The 16,390-nt window shown below is 63.5% G+C and carries 16 protein-coding genes and 2 pseudogenes; 7 read left to right on the top strand and 11 right to left on the bottom strand.

What is annotated here, in order from left to right:
* Window positions 1-46: 46 nt before the first annotated feature.
* From V6Z91_RS26535 to V6Z91_RS26525, 3 genes are read right to left on the bottom strand one after another with little or no spacing between them, the layout of a single operon-like run.
* Complete coding sequence (locus V6Z91_RS26535) at window positions 47-1,282, bottom strand: S8 family serine peptidase (RefSeq protein ID WP_338763364.1); 1,236 nt, start codon at window positions 1,280-1,282, stop codon at window positions 47-49.
* Complete coding sequence (locus V6Z91_RS26530) at window positions 1,279-1,923, bottom strand: hypothetical protein (RefSeq protein WP_338763362.1); 645 nt, start codon at window positions 1,921-1,923, stop codon at window positions 1,279-1,281. The genes V6Z91_RS26535 and V6Z91_RS26530 overlap by 4 nt, the downstream gene beginning before the upstream one ends.
* Window positions 1,920-2,522 carry a sigma-70 family RNA polymerase sigma factor gene (locus V6Z91_RS26525; RefSeq protein WP_338763359.1) on the bottom strand — a complete coding sequence of 201 codons (603 nt, stop codon included), beginning with the start codon at window positions 2,520-2,522 and terminating at the stop codon, window positions 1,920-1,922. The genes V6Z91_RS26530 and V6Z91_RS26525 overlap by 4 nt, the downstream gene beginning before the upstream one ends.
* A 110-nt stretch (window positions 2,523-2,632) precedes the next feature.
* On the opposite strand from V6Z91_RS26525, the gene V6Z91_RS26520 reads away from it, so the two are divergent.
* On the top strand, window positions 2,633-3,463 hold the full coding sequence (locus V6Z91_RS26520) for an NAD-dependent protein deacetylase (protein ID WP_338763358.1): 831 nt from the start codon (window positions 2,633-2,635) through the stop codon (window positions 3,461-3,463).
* On the opposite strand, the gene V6Z91_RS26515 is transcribed toward V6Z91_RS26520, so the two are convergent.
* The 4 genes from V6Z91_RS26515 to smpB form a co-directional block, all read right to left on the bottom strand.
* Window positions 3,456-4,034 carry a DUF1349 domain-containing protein gene (locus tag V6Z91_RS26515; protein ID WP_338763356.1) on the bottom strand — a complete coding sequence of 193 codons (579 nt, stop codon included), beginning with the start codon at window positions 4,032-4,034 and terminating at the stop codon, window positions 3,456-3,458. The two genes, V6Z91_RS26520 and V6Z91_RS26515, sit on opposite strands and share 8 nt — an antisense overlap.
* Window positions 4,035-4,085: 51 nt before the next feature.
* Entirely contained in the window at window positions 4,086-4,634 is a 549-nt protein-coding gene (locus tag V6Z91_RS26510; RefSeq protein WP_338763353.1) for a FlgO family outer membrane protein, read from the bottom strand.
* Entirely contained in the window at window positions 4,634-5,311 is a 678-nt protein-coding gene (locus V6Z91_RS26505) for a hypothetical protein (RefSeq protein ID WP_338763351.1), read from the bottom strand. Before V6Z91_RS26505 ends, V6Z91_RS26510 begins: the two co-directional genes overlap by 1 nt.
* A gap of 338 nt (window positions 5,312-5,649) precedes the next feature.
* Complete coding sequence (gene smpB / locus V6Z91_RS26500) at window positions 5,650-6,099, bottom strand: SsrA-binding protein SmpB (RefSeq protein ID WP_338763348.1); 450 nt, start codon at window positions 6,097-6,099, stop codon at window positions 5,650-5,652.
* A gap of 125 nt (window positions 6,100-6,224) precedes the next feature.
* Here smpB and V6Z91_RS26495 point away from each other — a divergent pair, with 125 nt between their 5' ends.
* Together V6Z91_RS26495 and V6Z91_RS26490 are read left to right on the top strand one after the other, a co-directional pair.
* Window positions 6,225-6,656 (top strand): type II toxin-antitoxin system RatA family toxin, encoded by a 432-nt coding sequence (locus V6Z91_RS26495; protein WP_338763345.1) that lies wholly within the window; start codon window positions 6,225-6,227, stop codon window positions 6,654-6,656.
* Complete coding sequence (locus V6Z91_RS26490) at window positions 6,649-6,963, top strand: RnfH family protein (RefSeq protein ID WP_338763342.1); 315 nt, start codon at window positions 6,649-6,651, stop codon at window positions 6,961-6,963. Before V6Z91_RS26495 ends, V6Z91_RS26490 begins: the two co-directional genes overlap by 8 nt.
* Here V6Z91_RS26490 and V6Z91_RS26485 read toward each other — a convergent pair.
* From V6Z91_RS26485 to V6Z91_RS26475, 3 genes are all read right to left on the bottom strand, one after another.
* Window positions 6,894-7,766: a hypothetical protein gene (locus tag V6Z91_RS26485; protein ID WP_338763339.1), complete on the bottom strand. Its 873-nt coding sequence runs from the start codon at window positions 7,764-7,766 to the stop codon at window positions 6,894-6,896. The two genes, V6Z91_RS26490 and V6Z91_RS26485, sit on opposite strands and share 70 nt — an antisense overlap.
* A 93-nt stretch (window positions 7,767-7,859) precedes the next feature.
* Entirely contained in the window at window positions 7,860-8,192 is a 333-nt protein-coding gene (locus V6Z91_RS26480; RefSeq protein ID WP_338763336.1) for a helix-turn-helix transcriptional regulator, read from the bottom strand.
* A gap of 119 nt (window positions 8,193-8,311) precedes the next feature.
* A complete protein-coding gene (locus V6Z91_RS26475; protein WP_338763333.1) occupies window positions 8,312-8,815 on the bottom strand; it encodes a DUF4124 domain-containing protein in 504 nt (167 codons plus the stop codon).
* A gap of 146 nt (window positions 8,816-8,961) precedes the next feature.
* Between V6Z91_RS26475 and guaB the strand changes: the two genes are divergently transcribed.
* From guaB to V6Z91_RS26455, 4 genes and pseudogenes are all read left to right on the top strand, one after another.
* Window positions 8,962-10,422 carry an IMP dehydrogenase gene (gene guaB, locus V6Z91_RS26470; RefSeq protein ID WP_338763331.1) on the top strand — a complete coding sequence of 487 codons (1,461 nt, stop codon included), beginning with the start codon at window positions 8,962-8,964 and terminating at the stop codon, window positions 10,420-10,422.
* A 76-nt stretch (window positions 10,423-10,498) separates the two neighbouring features.
* Window positions 10,499-12,109 (top strand): glutamine-hydrolyzing GMP synthase, encoded by a 1,611-nt coding sequence (gene guaA / locus V6Z91_RS26465; protein ID WP_338763329.1) that lies wholly within the window; start codon window positions 10,499-10,501, stop codon window positions 12,107-12,109.
* 549 nt (window positions 12,110-12,658) lie between these two features.
* Entirely contained in the window at window positions 12,659-13,210 is a 552-nt protein-coding gene (locus tag V6Z91_RS26460) for a hypothetical protein (RefSeq protein ID WP_338763326.1), read from the top strand.
* A gap of 1,878 nt (window positions 13,211-15,088) precedes the next feature.
* A pseudogene (locus V6Z91_RS26455) lies at window positions 15,089-15,289 on the top strand (2Fe-2S iron-sulfur cluster-binding protein); the annotation flags it as partial.
* Window positions 15,290-15,458: 169 nt separating this feature from the next.
* Here V6Z91_RS26455 and V6Z91_RS26450 read toward each other — a convergent pair.
* A pseudogene (locus V6Z91_RS26450) lies at window positions 15,459-16,264 on the bottom strand (IS3 family transposase); the annotation flags it as partial.
* Window positions 16,265-16,390 lie beyond the last annotated feature (126 nt).

The raw sequence follows: 16,390 nt of genomic DNA, 5'->3' as shown, positions 1-16,390 counted from the left end.
GCCGCGAATGGCGCCCCGGCGGCCGGGAAGCCTGAGGGTGGAAAAACTAGGGGCGGGCAGCGGTCGCAGGCATGCATGAGCAGGCACAGGCGCCCGTGACGCGGGCGATGGTGGCACATGCATCGATGGTAGCAGTGTTCGGCGCGGCGGTGGGCGCCAGCGCGCGGCGCAGGCCGGCGGGCCGCTCGCCCGGCTTCAGTTCCGCAAGCAGGGCGGCCAGGCCGGCCACGTGGGCGGCGGCGAACGAGCTGCCCGAAACGAAGGTCCAGCGGGCGCCGGGAACGGTGGCGGGAACGTCGCGGCCCGGCGCGCGCAGGATGGCCGCACCGGCGGACGCGCGTTGCGGGTCCTCGAGGCTGGCCACGGCGAGCACGCCGGGGTGGTCGGCGGGGAAGGCGGGGCCGCGCGGATCGGCCGCACCCACGATCGCAATATTCTTTGCCAGCGCGGCATCGAGCAGCGTGGCCAGCAGGCGGTCCGGCGGGCCGCCGACGGACAGGTTGATCACGCGCGGCTCGTGCAGCAGCGCGTAATTGAGTGCCTTGCCAAGCGTAAAAGTGTCGCAGCGGGTGTCCGCCGCCTCCTGCCAGCAGGCGCGCAGCGCCATCACCCGCGCGCCGGGCGCCACGCCGAGAATACCGGCGCCGTTGCCGCCGCGCGCCGCGATGATGCCCGCCACCGCCGTGCCGTGCGATTCGGGCCGGTATGGCGTGGCGGCGAAATTGCGCGTCTCGGCGACCTGGCCGGCGAGATCGGGATGTGCCGGGTCGACGCCGCTGTCGATCACCGCCACGGTCACGCCGCGGCCGGTGGCGCTGCGGTGCAGTTCGGCCACGTGCCAGTAGCGGCCGCCCGGCTGGGCCGGATACAGCGTGTCGGCGGTGCCCACCGCCATGCCGGAGAACTGCTGCACGCGCTGCACCCATGCCACGCGCGGGTCCTGCTCCAGCTGCGCCGCCGCGGCTTCCGGCGAGGCGCTGGGCGGCACTTCGAGCACATAGCAATCGATGCCGATGGCCGGCATCGCCCAGCCATCCTTCAGCACCAGGCCGTGGCGCTGCGCCAGGGCGGCGGCGATCCGGCGGCGGGCGGCGCTGCCGGCGTCGGCATCGTAGCGGCCGGCGTACGTGACGTCGGGCCGGAAATGCGGGGGAGCCATGCGCAGCATCAGCAGCAGGCGCGCGGCCGGGGCGGGCGTTGGGGCCGCGGTTGCGTCGGGCTCGGTGGCGCGCGCGCCCAGGCATGCCATGCTCAAGGACAGGCAGGCGAGCAGGGCTTTCACCGCGGCTCCGGCGCGTCGAGCGGTTCGGCCATCAGCACGGCCGATTCGGCGCGCAGCCGCTCCAGCGCCGCCGCACGCTGGCCGGGCGCGATCTCCAGCACGTAGGCCCCGGCGGCGGTGGGGCCGTGAACCGCCCCGGCCCCGGCGGCGGCAAGGATGCGGCGCACTTCGCCCGCGCCCGTGTCGGGCCGGAACACCACGGTCGTGTTGCCCGCCGCTTCCGGGATCGGCCCGAGGCCCCGGTAGCCCGTGACCGGGTCAGGCTGCCGCACCACGAAAAGGGCGACCAGCATCATCGCGAGGGCGGCCGGCACGAGCGGCGTGCTGCGCAGCCAGGCGAACAGGGCGGCCAGCATGCCGGGAGCCCGAGGCTGGCGCCGTTCGGCGTCCACGGGTTCGTCCAGGCGGGGCAGCAGGCGTGCCAGCGCCGCATCCGCATCCGGGATGGGCACATCCTGGCCGGCCTGTGCTGCCGCGCCATGCAGGCGGCGTTGCCAGGCCAGCTCGGCCTGGCAGGTGGCGCAATGGCGCAGGTGCGCCGCCACCAGTGCTTCGTCGGTGCCGGCCAACCGGCCTGTCGCATGCCAGGGCAGCAGCGGCCAGGCCGCGGCGTGCTCGTCGTTCTCAAGGGTGTCCATCACTCTTCCTCCTCGCCGGCCAGCAGTTCCTTCAGCCGGCGCCGCGCATGGAACATGCGCGTCTTGACCGTGCCCACCGGGCATTCGGCAATGTCGGCGATCTCCGCGTAGTCCATGCCGTGGAAATACGTCAGCACCACGGCCAGCCGCTGCGGCCAGGGCAGCGATTCCACGGCCGCGGCCAGTCGCCGCGCCAGCTGGTCCGCCAGTGCCCGCTGCTCGGGCGAAGGAAACTCGTCCGGATAAGCGGCGTCGTCCGATGCCACGGGCTCGTCCACCATCGACAGGGCTTTCTTCGCCTTGCGCCAGGCGATGCCGAACACCCACGTCGAAACCTTGCTGCTGCCATCATAGCTCCCCGCCCGCCGCCACACGACGAGCATCGTGTCGTTGATGATTTCCTCGACCAGCGGAGCGCTGTGCGTCATGCGGCCGAGAAAGCGCGCGAGGCGGGGAAAATAGCCGCGGTACAGGCGCTCGAAGGCCTGGCGGTTGCCCTGTGCCACCTGGGCCAGCCATCGCGCTTCTTCCGTGTCCGCCCGCGCCGGCCCGGGCCGCGCCCCGGCGGCCGAGGCCAGGCCGCCTGCTATTGTTTGCTGCATCCGCGCTCCCATATGTAGCGACTCGCCATTACCGCGGTCCACCGTATATTCCGGATTCCGCGCGAACGGTTCAAACCAGGGTCAATATTGACAGGTGTAGCATACCCTCCATGAATGAACAGATCGATCGATTGGCCGAGTTTCTCGACCGCCACCGCAACGTACTCGTGCTGACGGGCGCCGGCTTGTCCACCGCCTCGGGCATCCCAGGCTACCGCGACGAGGATGGCGTGCGCCGCGGCAAGCCGCCCGTGCAGGGGCCGGAATTTCGCAGCAGCGACGCGCTGCGCCGCCGCTACTGGGCGCGCAGCATGGTGGGCTGGCCGACGCTGGCCGGTGCCGAGCCGAACGCCGGGCACCGCGCGCTTGCGCGGCTTGAAACGGCCGGTCATATTGGCCAGGTGATCACGCAAAACGTGGATGGCCTGCACCAGCGCGCCGGCAGCGTGCGGCTGATCGAATTGCACGGCAATATCCACACCGTGCGCTGCCTGGCGTGCGAGCGGCGGCAGCACCGGGCCGAGCTCCAGCAGCGCCTGTTGCGCGACAATCCCGCGCTGGGCAGCGTGCTGGCCCAGCCGCTGCCGGACGGCGACGCGCACCTGGAGCCTGAATCGCTGGAGGAATTCATCGTGCCGCAGTGCGAAGCCTGCGGCGGGGTATTGCAGCCGGACGTGGTGTTCTTCGGCGATAACATCCCGGCCGAGCGCACGCGGCAGGCGCTGCAATGGATGGACGAAGCCGATGCCCTGCTGGTCGTCGGCTCTTCGCTGATGGTGTTTTCGGGTTTCCGCTTCTGCAAGATCGCGGCAGCGGAAGGCAAGCCGATCGCCGCCATCAACGCCGGCAAGACGCGCGCCGACGAGCTGATCGGTCTGAAGCTGGCGCTGCCGGCGCAGGAAGTGCTGCCGGCCGTGGCTGGGCTCCTCGGTGTTACGTGAGGTCGTGCAGGTCCTTGCCCAGCGCGGGACCGACAGTGAAGTCGGAAAAGCGCGCGTCGAGGCCTGCACGCTGCGGCGTGCAGCACATCGGGCCGACCAGGTAATGCTCGGCTTCGGGAAACGGCGCAAGGCGCAGCAGCGGCCATACGCAGCCATCGGCCGAGTACTGCACGCGGATTGCGCCACCGTCGACCGTGACGCGCAGCCAGAAGCCATCGGGCAGGGCCGGCGCGGGCATGGTTGCCCAGTCGGACCGTTCGTTGGTCAGCACGGTGCTGAGCATCGGCTGCCCGTCGGAAAACTCCACGCCGGCCTTGAGCCAGCGGTGCGCATCGATGCGCACCATCAGGCCGGCCTGGTCGTACAGCGTGGTGAAGTCGGCATGCACGAGCACCTGGGCCGTGAAGGACCCTTCCACGCGCCCGGCGAGGAAGTGGCCGTTGTCATGGATGAAGCCGTAGCTGGTGATGCGCCAGAAGTCGGTCTGGTCGCCGGTGACGACGTGCAGCGTGCCGCCGTCGTCGATGCGGTGGGAGGGCGGCTCGTTGAGCCAGGTGCAGCGGTCGAACATGGCCGGCTTTCGTTGTCGAAAGCGCCACTATATCCGCGCCTGGCAGGGTTGTCAGCGCTGCAGCAGCATCGAGCGCACGATGCCTTCCTTGGCCAGCACGTAGTCGTGGCCGGCCAGCACGAAGTTGCTCTGCGGCTGGACGACTTTCACGTTGATGAACACCATGTCGCTCGTCTCGGCGTAGGAACCGACGACGACGGCCTGGGCGCTGTGCGTCTGCGCCACTTCGCCGATCTCTCGTGTAAGCATGAGTTCGCCCTGGTTGCGCTTCAGGTAAACCGAATTGCGCAGCTTCATTTCCAGCATCTTCACGCCGCCCTGGGCCATGCGGGTCGAGATCTGCTCGGAGATCAGGCGGCCCAGCGTGGAAGTCTGGTCCAGCGCGTCGATGTTGACGATGGTGGCCATGATTAGCGGCTTGTCGGCCGCCAGCTTGCCGTTCAGCTGGGACAGCAGCGCTTCGGCCGCCTTGTAGTTGGCGTTGACGAACTGGTTCGACGAGACCGTGGCGTAATTCGCTTCATCCTTCGGCGGCGTGCTGGAGCAGCCTGCCAGCAGCGCGGTGGCCAGGGCAATGGCGAGGGCGGCAAGGGTGCGCATCAACGGCCCCCCTGTACCTGGAATACCTTGGTCAATTGCGTGTCCTCTTCCTTGATGCCGTACAGCGCACGGTCGGTATCGGCCACGTAGTAGGCCGATGTCGAACGGGCATAGTAGCGGAACTGGTCGCCGACCGACAGCGTGACGATGAGTTCCGTCTTCGGCGTTGCTCCGCCGGCAAACTGGCTGTGGAACCACCGGAAGGCGTCGGCCGCGCCAGCCAGCGACACGAGGCCGACGGCCGGGTCGATGTCGGACAGCACCCAGGCGCCGGTGGCGAGCGCCGTGTGCGCGCCGGAATAGCGGTATTGCGGGCGGTTCGGCGTGAACGTCACGGCCTGGATGTCCAGCTCCACGTTCCAGGCACCGGCCGGCGTGCGCGACACCACGAAGCCATCCTTGACGAGCGAGGTCACGATCTGGTTCGTGACGGCGCGCTTGAACGGCGACGCATCCTTGTCCGCGGCGATGTAGAACGGCCGCTGCGGATGCTTCTTCATCTCCGTGACCACGCGCTGCTCGATATGGTCGGCCACCGCATTCCAGTGCGAGGCGGCCTGCAGCTTTTCCTGGCGCGCGGCCGGGAAGTTCGCGGCGATCGGCGCGGGCGAGTACGGTACGGCGCAGCCGGCCAGGGCGGCTGCGAGGGCGGTAGCGGTGGCGACTTTGAAGAACATGGGCGGGACCGGTGTAAGGAGTCCCGGGAGTGTAGCACGCACTCATTGCCACACGGAAATGAAGCATGCCGCAGCGTGGTGCACGCGCGACGTGCAAAAGTGCCAACGCCAAGACCGCTAGCCGAGCCTGGTGTCGCACATTTTTTCCCGCTCTTGCGGGAAAAAAAGTGTGCGACACCGGTCTTCCCGTGCGCTAGCCCGGGAACGACCTTCTCTCATGCGGACACGCGAATACGCGGCTGCCGCCGACGCCGGTTGGGAACACCGGTGTCGCACACCTTTTCCGGGTGAGGCGCCCGGAAAAGATGTGCGACACCAACCGGCGATGCAATTGCGTCTTACCTGCGATGCTGCTTCATCGCCGCCTGCGCCTCGCGCTTGGCGTCGTGATCCCGCTCGGCGGCGCGCTTGTCGTGCTGTTTTTTACCCTTGGCAAGCCCGATCTCGCACTTGATCCGCCCGCCCTTGAAGTGCAGGTTGAGCGGCACGAGCGTGTAGCCGGAGCGTTCCACCTTCCCGATCAGCTTGTCGATTTCCTGGCGGTGCAGCAGCAGCTTGCGGGTGCGCACGGCCTGCGGGTGGATGTGGGTGGAAGCGGTGGGCAGTGCGCTGATGTGCGCGCCAAACAGGTACAGTTCGTTATCGCGGATCGTAACGTATGCTTCCTTGATCTGGACGCGCGCATCGCGGATTGCCTTCACTTCCCAGCCTTCGAGCGCGATGCCCGCTTCGTAGCGGTCTTCGATGAAGTAGTCGTGGAAGGCTTTGCGGTTATCTGCAATGGTCATGTGAATTCTTTGTCGTAACGTGCATTGCGGTGCACTGAGCGCGGGTCGGTTAAACTGCGGTCTTCATTCGCGCCGGGGCGCGATTTGTCCAACATGATATCAAACGACTAAAAAACGGTTAAAAAATGGCGGTAGTACACAAATCGGTATTCCTTGGATACAGCGCGCAGCAGATGTTCGACCTGGTGGACAGGGTCGAGGATTATCCCAAATTCCTGCCCTGGTGTGGCGGCGTGGAAGTGCGCGAACGGGGCGAGAACTCCGTGGTGGCCTCGGTGGGCATCAATTTCCACGGCGTCAAGCAAAGCTTTACCACGTCGAACGTGAATACGCCACCAACGGCCATCAAGATGAACCTGGTCGACGGCCCGTTCAAGACGCTGCACGGCACGTGGACCTTCAAGCCGCTGCGCGAGGATGCGTGCAAAGTGGAACTGGACCTGCAATACGAATTCTCCAGCCGGCTGCTGGAACAGGTGATCGGTCCCGTGTTCGGCATGATCGCCAACAGCATGGTCGACTCGTTCTGCAAGCGCGCGGAAACGGTATATGGCTGAGCGCATCAAGGTCTCGCTGAGCTACGCCCGCCCGCCGGGCGCGGACTCGCAGGACAACCCGCTGCCGATCCTGCGCGCGCTCGATGTGGACGCCGGCACGACGATCGGCCAGGCGATCGAGCAATCCGGCATCCTGCAGGAGGCGCCGGAAATCAACCTCGTCACGATGCCGGTGGGGATCTACGGCAAGAAGAAGACGCTGGACACGGTCTTGCAGCCGCGCGACCGCATCGAGATCTACCGGCCGCTGATCGCCGACCCGAAGGATGCGCGCCGGCGGCGGGCAAAGCGCGACAGCGCCGCATAGCCGCCGAGTCGCCGGCTCGCGCAGCCCGCGAGCACCAGAAGCCCCACTCCCAGCATCGGCAGCATGCCGGGTTCCGGCACGGCCGTAATGGATTCCACCTGCACATCCGCGCCGAAGCGCAACGTGCCGCCCTGGTCGAAGCCCGTGCCGTTCTCCAGGGCCACGGAAAGGAAGCCTGCGCCATCGGGCGCATGGTTCAGCCAGCGCACTTCGTCATAGCCGCCCCCGAGCCCCTCGACGCCCAGCCAGACCGCCGCCATGCCCGCTTCGAGCCGTTCGCCGGCACCGGGCGGCGGCTCGGTGGAAAGCGCGACATCGTATGGCACGCTGAACAGCACCCTCGTGTTGGCGGATAATGTGAAAGCTGTGGCCCCCGTGTCGCCGGCGAGCCGGCTGAGTGCATGCAGGCCGGGCGCGGCGTCCAGCACCTGCGTGGTCACCGCCGCGGCCAGCAGCGCACCCGTCGGGGACTCCCGGCCGGTCAAGCTGAACGTCCCCGTGGCGTTCAGCTGCGCGGTACCACGCTCGATCTCGTGCTGGATCGGCCTGGAATCCGTCCAGGTGGGGAGATCCGTTTGCGTCAACGGCCCGTCAAGGGCGATGAAGCTGGCCGCCGTCGGCGCCGCGGCGCTTCCCGAACTGCCGCTCAATGTCAGCGAAGGACTGATGCCATCCGCGGGGTCGAGGTCGACAAGGATGAATGTGAGGGGGCCGAGCGATGCACTGGCTTGCGCGGCCAGCGCGGCCGCGGGCGCGGCACCGAACAGCGCCGCGGCAAGGCAAAACAAGAAACCGGGCTTCATGATGGTCTCGCTGCTCGTTGCTGTCGTTCCAGCTTAGCACGCCCGGCGCCACTTGCCAGGTGCGCCGTGAGACCGTTGCGGGAAGCGCCAGCCTTACAGGTCGAGCAGCCTGGGCGCGATGCCCATTGCGTGGGCGATCCGCTCGCGGGTCGTGCGGCGCGGCCGCAAGCCCACTTCCTGCTGCGCATAGGCGGGCTGGCTGATGCCCATGCGCGTGGCCACTTCCAGCTGGGTGAGACCCAGGTATTCGCGCCATGCGCGCGCCGGCGTCCACGCGTTTTCGGCGATCATGCCAACCACCTGGTGCGGCACGTCCGTGTCGCGGTGGCGCGACTGCGTCTGCATATAGGTGGAGTAGGGGATGACGACATACACGGGCTCCCCGTTGGGCCCGTTGATGATCTGCACATTCGTGAAAGCGTTCATGGATTGGCTCGCTGGTAGGTTCAACGGATAAGGCTTCGCGTAGTTTGGCTTATATCGTTGAGGCGGCCGCGGCAATGATCGCGAGGCTTGCGCGTGGTCAAATGAAATTGCCCGAAGTGTTACTTACAGTGCGACGCCAATGCTTCACGGTTGCGCCGCACCTGCTCGGCCTTCTGCGTTTCATCCAGAAAGGCCGGCTCGCCCGCGGCATTGGCGGTCGCCACGCGAATGCCCGATTCCAGCACGCGAAGATTGGCCCGCGCATTCTCGCACGCGGCGGCATCGGCGGCCCTGTTGCGCGCCTCCTGTGCCGCGCGCCTGCCCTGTTCCTGCGCCTCGGCACGATGCTGCTCGTATGCCGCATTGCGGCCGGCCATGCCCGCCGGGGCCTTGCCGCCCACCGCGGGAATGTCGGTGGTGGCCGGCTGCGCCGCCAGTTCCTTGCGCAAGTCCGGCAACTGGCCCTTCGGTGCCCGGAAGATGCGCGATGCCGGCACGGACGCCGGCGGTGGCTGGTCGGAAAAATGCCGTACATTGTTCGCATCGCGCCATCCCCACTGCGCGCCGGCCAACGAACAGCATGCGCCCAGCAGTGCGCCGACAACCCATTGCTTATATTTCATCAGTCTTATTTCCTTGCAGAACCATCGGACATTGGACCGCGACCGGGCGCCGAAGTCAATCGCCGAACCATCATCTTTTCCCCAATGCAAGGACTTATTGCGCGAACTTCTGTATAATTCACTTTTGCGCCGATAGGAAATCTACCATGCGTCTTCTTCAAAAAGCACTCACGTTCGATGACGTGCTCCTCGTTCCAGCCTACTCGAACGTTCTGCCTGCCGAAACGTCCCTCCGCACCAAGCTGACCCGCAATATCTCGCTGAACATCCCGCTGCTGTCGGCCGCGATGGATACCGTCACCGAGGCTCGCCTGGCGATCGCGATGGCGCAGGAAGGCGGCATCGGCATCATCCACAAGAACCTGCGCCCGGCCGACCAGGCCCGCGAGGTGGCAAAAGTAAAACGTTTCGAAGCGGGCGTGCTGCGCGATCCGATCACGATCCCGCCGGACATGAAGATCCGCGACGTCATCAAGCTGACGGAACAGCATGGCATCAGCGGTTTCCCGGTGGTGGAAGGCAAGCAGGTGGTGGGCATCATCACGAACCGCGACCTGCGTTTCGAAGAAGAGCTGGATGCGGAAGTGCGCGCGAAGATGACGCCGCGCGAAAAGCTGGTCACGGTGAGCGAAACGGCCGACACGGCCGAAGCCAAGCGCCTGATGAACAAGCACCGCCTGGAGCGCGTGATCGTCGTGAACGAAGCCTTCGAGCTGCGCGGCCTGATCACCGTGAAGGATATCCAGAAGTCCACCGAACACCCGAACGCGTCGAAGGACCAGCATGGCAAGCTGCTGGTGGGCGCGGCCGTGGGCGTGGGCGCGAAGGATGAGGAACGCATCGACCTGCTGGTGCAAGCCGGCGTCGACGTGCTGGTGGTGGATACGGCGCACGGCCACTCCCAGGGCATCCTCGACCGCGTGAAATACATCAAGACCAAGTACCCGCACGTGGACGTCATCGGCGGCAACATCGCCACCGCGGCGGCAGCGAAGGCGCTCGTCGAATACGGCGCGGACGCGGTGAAGGTCGGCATCGGCCCCGGCTCCATCTGCACCACCCGTATCGTGGCCGGCGTGGGCGTGCCGCAGATCACCGCGATCTCGAACGTGGCGCAGGCGCTGGAAGGCACGGGCGTGCCCTGCATCGCCGACGGCGGCATCCGCTTCTCCGGCGACATCTCGAAGGCACTGGCAGCCGGCGCGTCGACCGTGATGATGGGTTCCATGTTCGCGGGCACCGAAGAAGCGCCGGGCGAAGTGATCCTGTTCCAGGGCCGTTCCTATAAATCCTACCGCGGCATGGGCTCGCTGGGCGCGATGGCCGAAGGTTCCGCCGACCGCTACTTCCAGGAAGCTTCCGCGAAGGCCGACAAGTTCGTGCCCGAAGGCATCGAAGGCCGCGTGGCATACAAGGGCTCGGTGCTGGCGATCATCTTCCAGCTCGTGGGCGGCGTGCGCCAGTCGATGGGCTACTGCGGTTGCTCGACGATCGACGAGCTGCGCGAGAAGGCCGAATTCGTCGAGATCACGTCGGCCGGCATGCGCGAATCGCACGTGCACGACGTGCAGATCACCAAGGAAGCGCCGAACTACCGTTCGGAATAAGCGCCTCTCATGAAACGCCGGCGCCGCCGGCGTTTTCTATTTGTCCCGGTTTCCCAAGTTCAGTAAAGCCTATTACATGCACTCCAAGATCCTCATCATCGATTTCGGTTCCCAGGTGACCCAGCTGATCGCGCGCCGCGTGCGCGACGCCGGCGTGTTCTCCGAGGTGTATCCGTACGACGTGTCCGACGAATTCGTCCGCAACTACGGCGCCTCCGGCGTGATCCTCTCCGGCAGCCACAGTTCCACGCTGGAGGGCGATGCACCGCGCGCCCCGCAAGCCGTGTTCGAACTGGGCGTGCCGGTGCTGGGCATCTGCTACGGCATGCAGACGATGGCCGCGCAGCTGGGCGGTAAAGTCGAGAATGGCCTGGTGCGCGAATTCGGCTACGCCGAGGTGCGCGCCCGCGGCCATACCAGCCTGCTGAACGGCATCAACGACTTCGTCACGCACGAAGGCCACGGCATGCTGAAGGTGTGGATGAGCCACGGCGACAAGGTGCTGGACATGCCGCCGGGCTTCAAGCTGATGGCATCGACGGAAAGCTGCCCGATCGCCGGCATGGCCGACGAAGACCGCAAGTTCTTCGCCGTGCAATGGCACCCGGAAGTGACGCACACGGTGCAGGGCAAGGCCATGCTGGGCCGCTTCGTGCACGAGATCTGCGGCTGCAAGTCCGACTGGAACATGCCGGACTACATCAGCGAAGCGGTCGAGAAGATCCGCGCGCAGGTGGGCACCGATGAAGTGATCCTGGGGCTGTCCGGCGGCGTCGATTCGTCCGTGGCGGCAGCGCTGATCCACCGCGCCATCGGCGACCAGCTGACCTGCGTGTTCGTCGACCATGGCCTCTTGCGCCTGAACGAAGGCGAGATGGTGATGGACATGTTCGCCAAGAACCTGGGCGTGAAGGTCATCCGCATCGACGCGGTCGACCAGTTCATGGGCCACCTGGCCGGCGTGACCGACCCGGAGCAGAAGCGCAAGATCATCGGCCGCGAATTCGTCGAAGTCTTCAATGCCGAATCGGCGAAGCTGACGAACGCGAAATGGCTGGCGCAGGGCACGATCTACCCGGACGTGATCGAATCGGCTGGCAAGGGCAAGAAGGGCCAGACGATCAAGAGCCACCACAACGTGGGCGGCCTGCCGGAACACATGAAGCTGCAGCTACTGGAACCGCTGCGCGAACTGTTCAAGGACGAAGTGCGCAAGCTGGGCGTCGCGCTCGGCCTGCCGTACGAGATGGTCTACCGCCACCCGTTCCCGGGCCCGGGCCTGGGCGTGCGCATCCTCGGCGAAGTGAAGAAGGAATACGCGGATCTGCTGCGCCAGGCCGACGCGATCTTCATCGAGGAACTGCGCAAGACGCCGTACGAAGCGGTGACGATGCCGGGCTTCGACCAGGATGGCGTGCCGCGCAACTGGTACGAAGCGACGTCGCAGGCGTTTGCCGTGTTCCTGCCGGTGAAGTCGGTGGGCGTGATGGGCGATGGGCGCACGTATGATTATGTGGTGGCGCTGCGGGCCGTGCAGACGCAGGATTTCATGACGGCGCATTGGGCGCATCTGCCGCATGATTTGCTGGGGCGCGTGTCCAACCGCATCATCAACGAGGTGCGCGGGCTCAACCGCGTCGTGTATGACATTTCCGGGAAGCCGCCGGCGACCATTGAGTGGGAATGATCAGCCTGCTTGAAAACTTAGGCATTACCAGGCAGTGCAGTTAAACCAGGCCCCTGATTTCAGGGGCTTTTTTTATGGCCGAGCTTGCCAGGACTGGCAAAAACTCACGGTCCCGAGCAGATCCGTTTGATGGCAAGCATGCTGGGATCAGATTCTCTCAATATTGCTGCTCAGCAAACAGTACCATCAGCGTAGGGCAAGTTCAACAGAATTGCATGGTATCCATCTTGGCTTAAGTATCTGATTTCAAACCGAAAATTCAGCCAGGTGATGGTGCCGGAACTTTGATGGTATTGTGCGCTCAAAAACGTGTATTCGCGCGGTTTCCCTGATCACGGATTGTATTTTAACCCGTTGATTACATTAGTATTTTCCGCGTTTTGATGGTGACGAAAGGTGGCCTTAATGCTGACTGATGCAAAGCTGCGCAGCCTGAAGCCCGCCGAGCGCGCGTACAAGGTGGCGGACCGGGACGGCTGTATGTGGTGGTGAGCCCATCCGGTGGGATCTCGTTCTGTTACAACTACCAACGGGCGCGAGGAGACGCTCGTGCTGGGCAGCTATGGTCCGGACGGGTTAAGTCTCGCGGTCGCCCGTGAGCAGCTCATGAAGGCCCGCAAGCAGGTGGCAGAGGGCGTTTCGCCGGCCCGACTGAAAGCTGAAACGATTGGCTTTCGAAAGGAACAGCTGCGTTTCGGCGAGTGGGCCGAGGAATGGCTCGAGAAATTCAAGATGGCCGAGTCCACCCGGGACGCTCGCCGTTTCGTTTTCGAACACGACTTGCGCAGGCCGTTCGGCTCGCTGCTCCTGCACGAGATCACGGAGCAGGCGTTGCGTCAGCTATGCGATCGTATCGTCGCGCGTGTCGCCCCCGCCGTGGCCGTCCACGCGCGCGAGATCGTCATGCTGGTGTTCCGCTGTGCGGCCCAGCGGGGTGAAAGACATTCGAACCCGGCCGATGGTGTCCCTCCGGCGTCCATTGCGAAGTTCGAACTGCGCGATCGCACGTTGAAGCCACACGAGATCAGGCAGTCTATCGTTATCTGGACCGAACTAACGAATGCGACGTGGTCCGAGATCGATTTCGCCGACAAGGTCTGAACCATCCCGGGCGTCCGCATAAAGCGCCGCAATCCGCACAATGTGTACCGCGAGTTCGTGTTCGATCGCATAGTGGTCGCTCGCGTCGGCCATAATCATTTGATGGCCTCGCGAAAGGCCCCGAAGACCGTCATCTGCGAGCACGTTCACGACGTGCATACGTATGGAGCTCAGGCCTACTTAGTGCACGTTCTCAAACCGTTCCCGAACATTGCCTGGAAGGGTATAGCTGGGGAAGCCAATGCAATCTCCTCGAAACTGCACGAAACCACATCCTACTGCCCTCTTACGAGCCTTCTGGGGACGGAAGTGGGGTAGGACGCGCTCACTGACTCTACCCAACTTTCCGTCCGGTATCGACAAGGGAAACACATTTTGATGTACCTGGCGTTGCGCTACCATATGTTTGGAGCGATCAATCGTCATTTGCATCTCGGTAATTTTCTGTTGGTGTATCGTCACTGGCCAGTCATCCGCAAAGAAATTACCCTCGTTTGTAGTGGCAGTCTCGAAGCGGTCGGAATCTAAATCATTTTTCTTCTCGCGTTATACTTCCATGTACACCTCGCCAATCAAATGTGGATATGCTCTGAATACAGTATCCTTATCGGTCAAATTTTCACCAGTAACAAACGAAAGTGGAGATAGATTCGGACATTTGCTCCTGAGCGAGCGCACGTAGCCGACAAGAAAAGAGCGTTTGGCTTCGTCAGTACGATTACGGACGACGCACATTCAATACCAAGTCATGGCGGAAGGTGAACAATGCTGAGCTCTTCCATGACCTCCACACTGAAATAGCAACTGAAGCACCGGAATTGGTCACGCTGGAATGGGCTCTTGGTCCAACGATCACGGACTTCACGAAACCGGTCGGTCTTATACTATTGACTAAGGTCGAGGCGAACTAACACGAACAACTGAGAGGTCGAGCCATTCAGGCTTGACTCGCGCAAACCGGCCTGCACGAGCCCGATTCGGTCCAATGCAGCGAACCCTACAAAACTGACAAGAGGGCAAAGTGGATGGCTTTGCGACCTCATGCATTGCCCACGCCTGTTGCGTCTGTAACGGGGCTAAGGTTGCTCTTTCGCTTTTGCAATGACAAATCGGTTCCCCAAGTCGATAACGATCTTCCATTAGCCCAGGGTGCCCAGTCGCCACACCGAATTGTGGCGCCCGATCAGACTCCCTTGGGAGTCGAGCACTGGCCCGCTTGAGTGGGCCAGAGTCCTGTCACTATTAAATCGGAACTCTCAGGCTATCGCTGGCGTTAGTTTCCAAATGCATCTATTCAGCCGAGGACTGCTGCGCGGATAATACGAATTTCTGCTTGCATTGCCAACATTTCATGCATTAAAATCAAATCGCCTCGTTGAGGTTTACTCATCCTTGTTCGAACTATCTTTTTTAAGGTGGGAAGATGCGATTATTTCGTGGAGTTTTGGCAGGCGTTGGCCTGATGGGCGCAATTTATGCGGCGACGGCGTTTGCAGCGCCGGCAGAGACAGAGACCATTCGCTACTATGATGATAACGGTGTATTGGTTGGCATGTCAGAGCAAGGATGCACCGGTCGTACGGTCTATGTGGGCATCATTACCGACAATTACACAATCGAAAATCACTCGTGCGGAAATCCGCCCCCGTATGTGCCACCGCCTTTTCCTGAAATCCGATAGTTTTACGGCTGAATAGCCATTAACCTGCTGCCGAAACTCGACGAGTTATCGACAGCGGGTTGATTGCCACTCCAGCATGGCGCCGCAAACGTTTTCCCGGCATTAGATTCGGTAGCTGTACATCGATGACGGGCGTTTCCACGCCAGTCCTTCCCACCGCCCGCCGAAAGGAAACGCCGTCGCCAGCCCCGCCTGCAGTGTCGACCGTCGCGACACCCGCCGTTACCGTCAACTGCACCGACGTTCCGGTACCCACCGATCCGCGCGTCTCGCTGCTCGACCTGCTGCGCGAACACGTGCACCTGATCGGCACGAAGAAGGGCTGCGGCCAGGAGGCCTGCGGCGCCTCGACAGTGCTGGTCGACGGCGAGCGCCGCATCCTGTCCTGTCTCGCACTCATGACACTCTTGGGGAGATCCTCATCGCTTCTGGCAGCGCTACGCAAGACGTGGCCAGAAATGGACTGATGGAGCGCCGATACTGATTGGTGTCGTGGATACGCTTCACCGTACTACCTCCGCGTGACCTTAGCTGCACTTCCACCAGTTCGGTAGACAAATCCCAACCTCACATTGAGGCGCGTTCAAAGCCCTCAGGGCTGACATGCCCCAGATGGGTATGGCGCCTGGTTCGACTGTAAAAGGCTTCGATGTAGTCGAAGATGTCGGCCCGGGCCAAATCGCGGGTTTTATAGATGCGTTTGCGAATCCGTTCCTTCTTCAAGGTGCTGAAGAACGATTTAGCTACCGCATTGTCGCTAACGCATTGTCCCAACAATTTCCTCGCCGGCCCATGCTTGGTTCCAAATTGTTGGCTTTGCAAAAGCGCCGTCAATCATCGCTGCCATACTGACTGCCCTGGTCTGAATGGACCATCACGGTTTGCTTGGGCTTGCGCCGCCAAACCGCCATCAGCAAAGCATCGATCGCCAGCTCGCGTGACAAGGTTGGCTTCATCGACCAGCCAACAACCTTGGGTGCAAAAAGATCGACCACCACGGCGAGATAAAGCCAGCCCTGCCATGTCCGGATATAGGTAATGTCGGTTACCCAAGCCTGATCTGGCGCGTCAACGGTAAATTCGCGGTTCAGGCGGTTGGGAGCGATGATCGAAGGCATTCCAGCAACCCGCCTGGGAGCCTTGTATCCACGAACAGCCTTCATTTTATTGGCCTGCATGAGCCGCGCCACTCGGTTGCGGCCGCAGGTCTCCCCGGCTTCGCGCAGATCGCCAAAAACGCGATTTGCTCCGTAGACTCCGCCGCTAGCCGAATAGGAATCCCGGATCACTTCAAGCAACCGTGCGTCTTCTCTGGCGCGCTCTGACTCGGGCTGATGGAGCCACTGGTAAGAACCGGCCCTGGCTACAGAGATAGAAATTCGACGCGAAGGCTCTGCGCAGGGTGATCAAATCCTGCTCGCATCGCGGCTACCTCGACTAATAATCAGCAGCAATGCTCCAATCGGCTACCGCCCCGGACGGATCGGTTGCCACGTGGT

The organism is Massilia sp. METH4 (assembly GCF_037094685.1).
Classification (GTDB): Bacteria; Pseudomonadota; Gammaproteobacteria; order Burkholderiales; family Burkholderiaceae_D; genus Rugamonas.
Note: the sequence above shows the minus strand (reverse complement) of the source record. Positions and strands in the feature narration are given on the sequence as shown.

What these genes read in the sequence shown, in the direction of transcription:
- V6Z91_RS26525 (WP_338763359.1), bottom strand. Translation starts at nt 2,522, where the DNA reads ATGCAGCAAACAATAGCAGGCGGCCTGGCCTCGGCCGCCGGGGCGCGG.
- V6Z91_RS26520 (WP_338763358.1), top strand. Translation starts at nt 2,633, where the DNA reads ATGAATGAACAGATCGATCGATTGGCCGAGTTTCTCGACCGCCACCGC.
- V6Z91_RS26515 (WP_338763356.1), bottom strand. Translation starts at nt 4,034, where the DNA reads ATGTTCGACCGCTGCACCTGGCTCAACGAGCCGCCCTCCCACCGCATC.
- V6Z91_RS26510 (WP_338763353.1), bottom strand. Translation starts at nt 4,634, where the DNA reads ATGCGCACCCTTGCCGCCCTCGCCATTGCCCTGGCCACCGCGCTGCTG.
- V6Z91_RS26505 (WP_338763351.1), bottom strand. Translation starts at nt 5,311, where the DNA reads ATGTTCTTCAAAGTCGCCACCGCTACCGCCCTCGCAGCCGCCCTGGCC.
- smpB (WP_338763348.1), bottom strand. Translation starts at nt 6,099, where the DNA reads ATGACCATTGCAGATAACCGCAAAGCCTTCCACGACTACTTCATCGAA.
- V6Z91_RS26495 (WP_338763345.1), top strand. Translation starts at nt 6,225, where the DNA reads ATGGCGGTAGTACACAAATCGGTATTCCTTGGATACAGCGCGCAGCAG.
- V6Z91_RS26490 (WP_338763342.1), top strand. Translation starts at nt 6,649, where the DNA reads ATGGCTGAGCGCATCAAGGTCTCGCTGAGCTACGCCCGCCCGCCGGGC.
- V6Z91_RS26485 (WP_338763339.1), bottom strand. Translation starts at nt 7,766, where the DNA reads ATGAAGCCCGGTTTCTTGTTTTGCCTTGCCGCGGCGCTGTTCGGTGCC.
- V6Z91_RS26480 (WP_338763336.1), bottom strand. Translation starts at nt 8,192, where the DNA reads ATGAACGCTTTCACGAATGTGCAGATCATCAACGGGCCCAACGGGGAG.
- V6Z91_RS26475 (WP_338763333.1), bottom strand. Translation starts at nt 8,815, where the DNA reads ATGAAATATAAGCAATGGGTTGTCGGCGCACTGCTGGGCGCATGCTGT.
- guaB (WP_338763331.1), top strand. Translation starts at nt 8,962, where the DNA reads ATGCGTCTTCTTCAAAAAGCACTCACGTTCGATGACGTGCTCCTCGTT.
- guaA (WP_338763329.1), top strand. Translation starts at nt 10,499, where the DNA reads ATGCACTCCAAGATCCTCATCATCGATTTCGGTTCCCAGGTGACCCAG.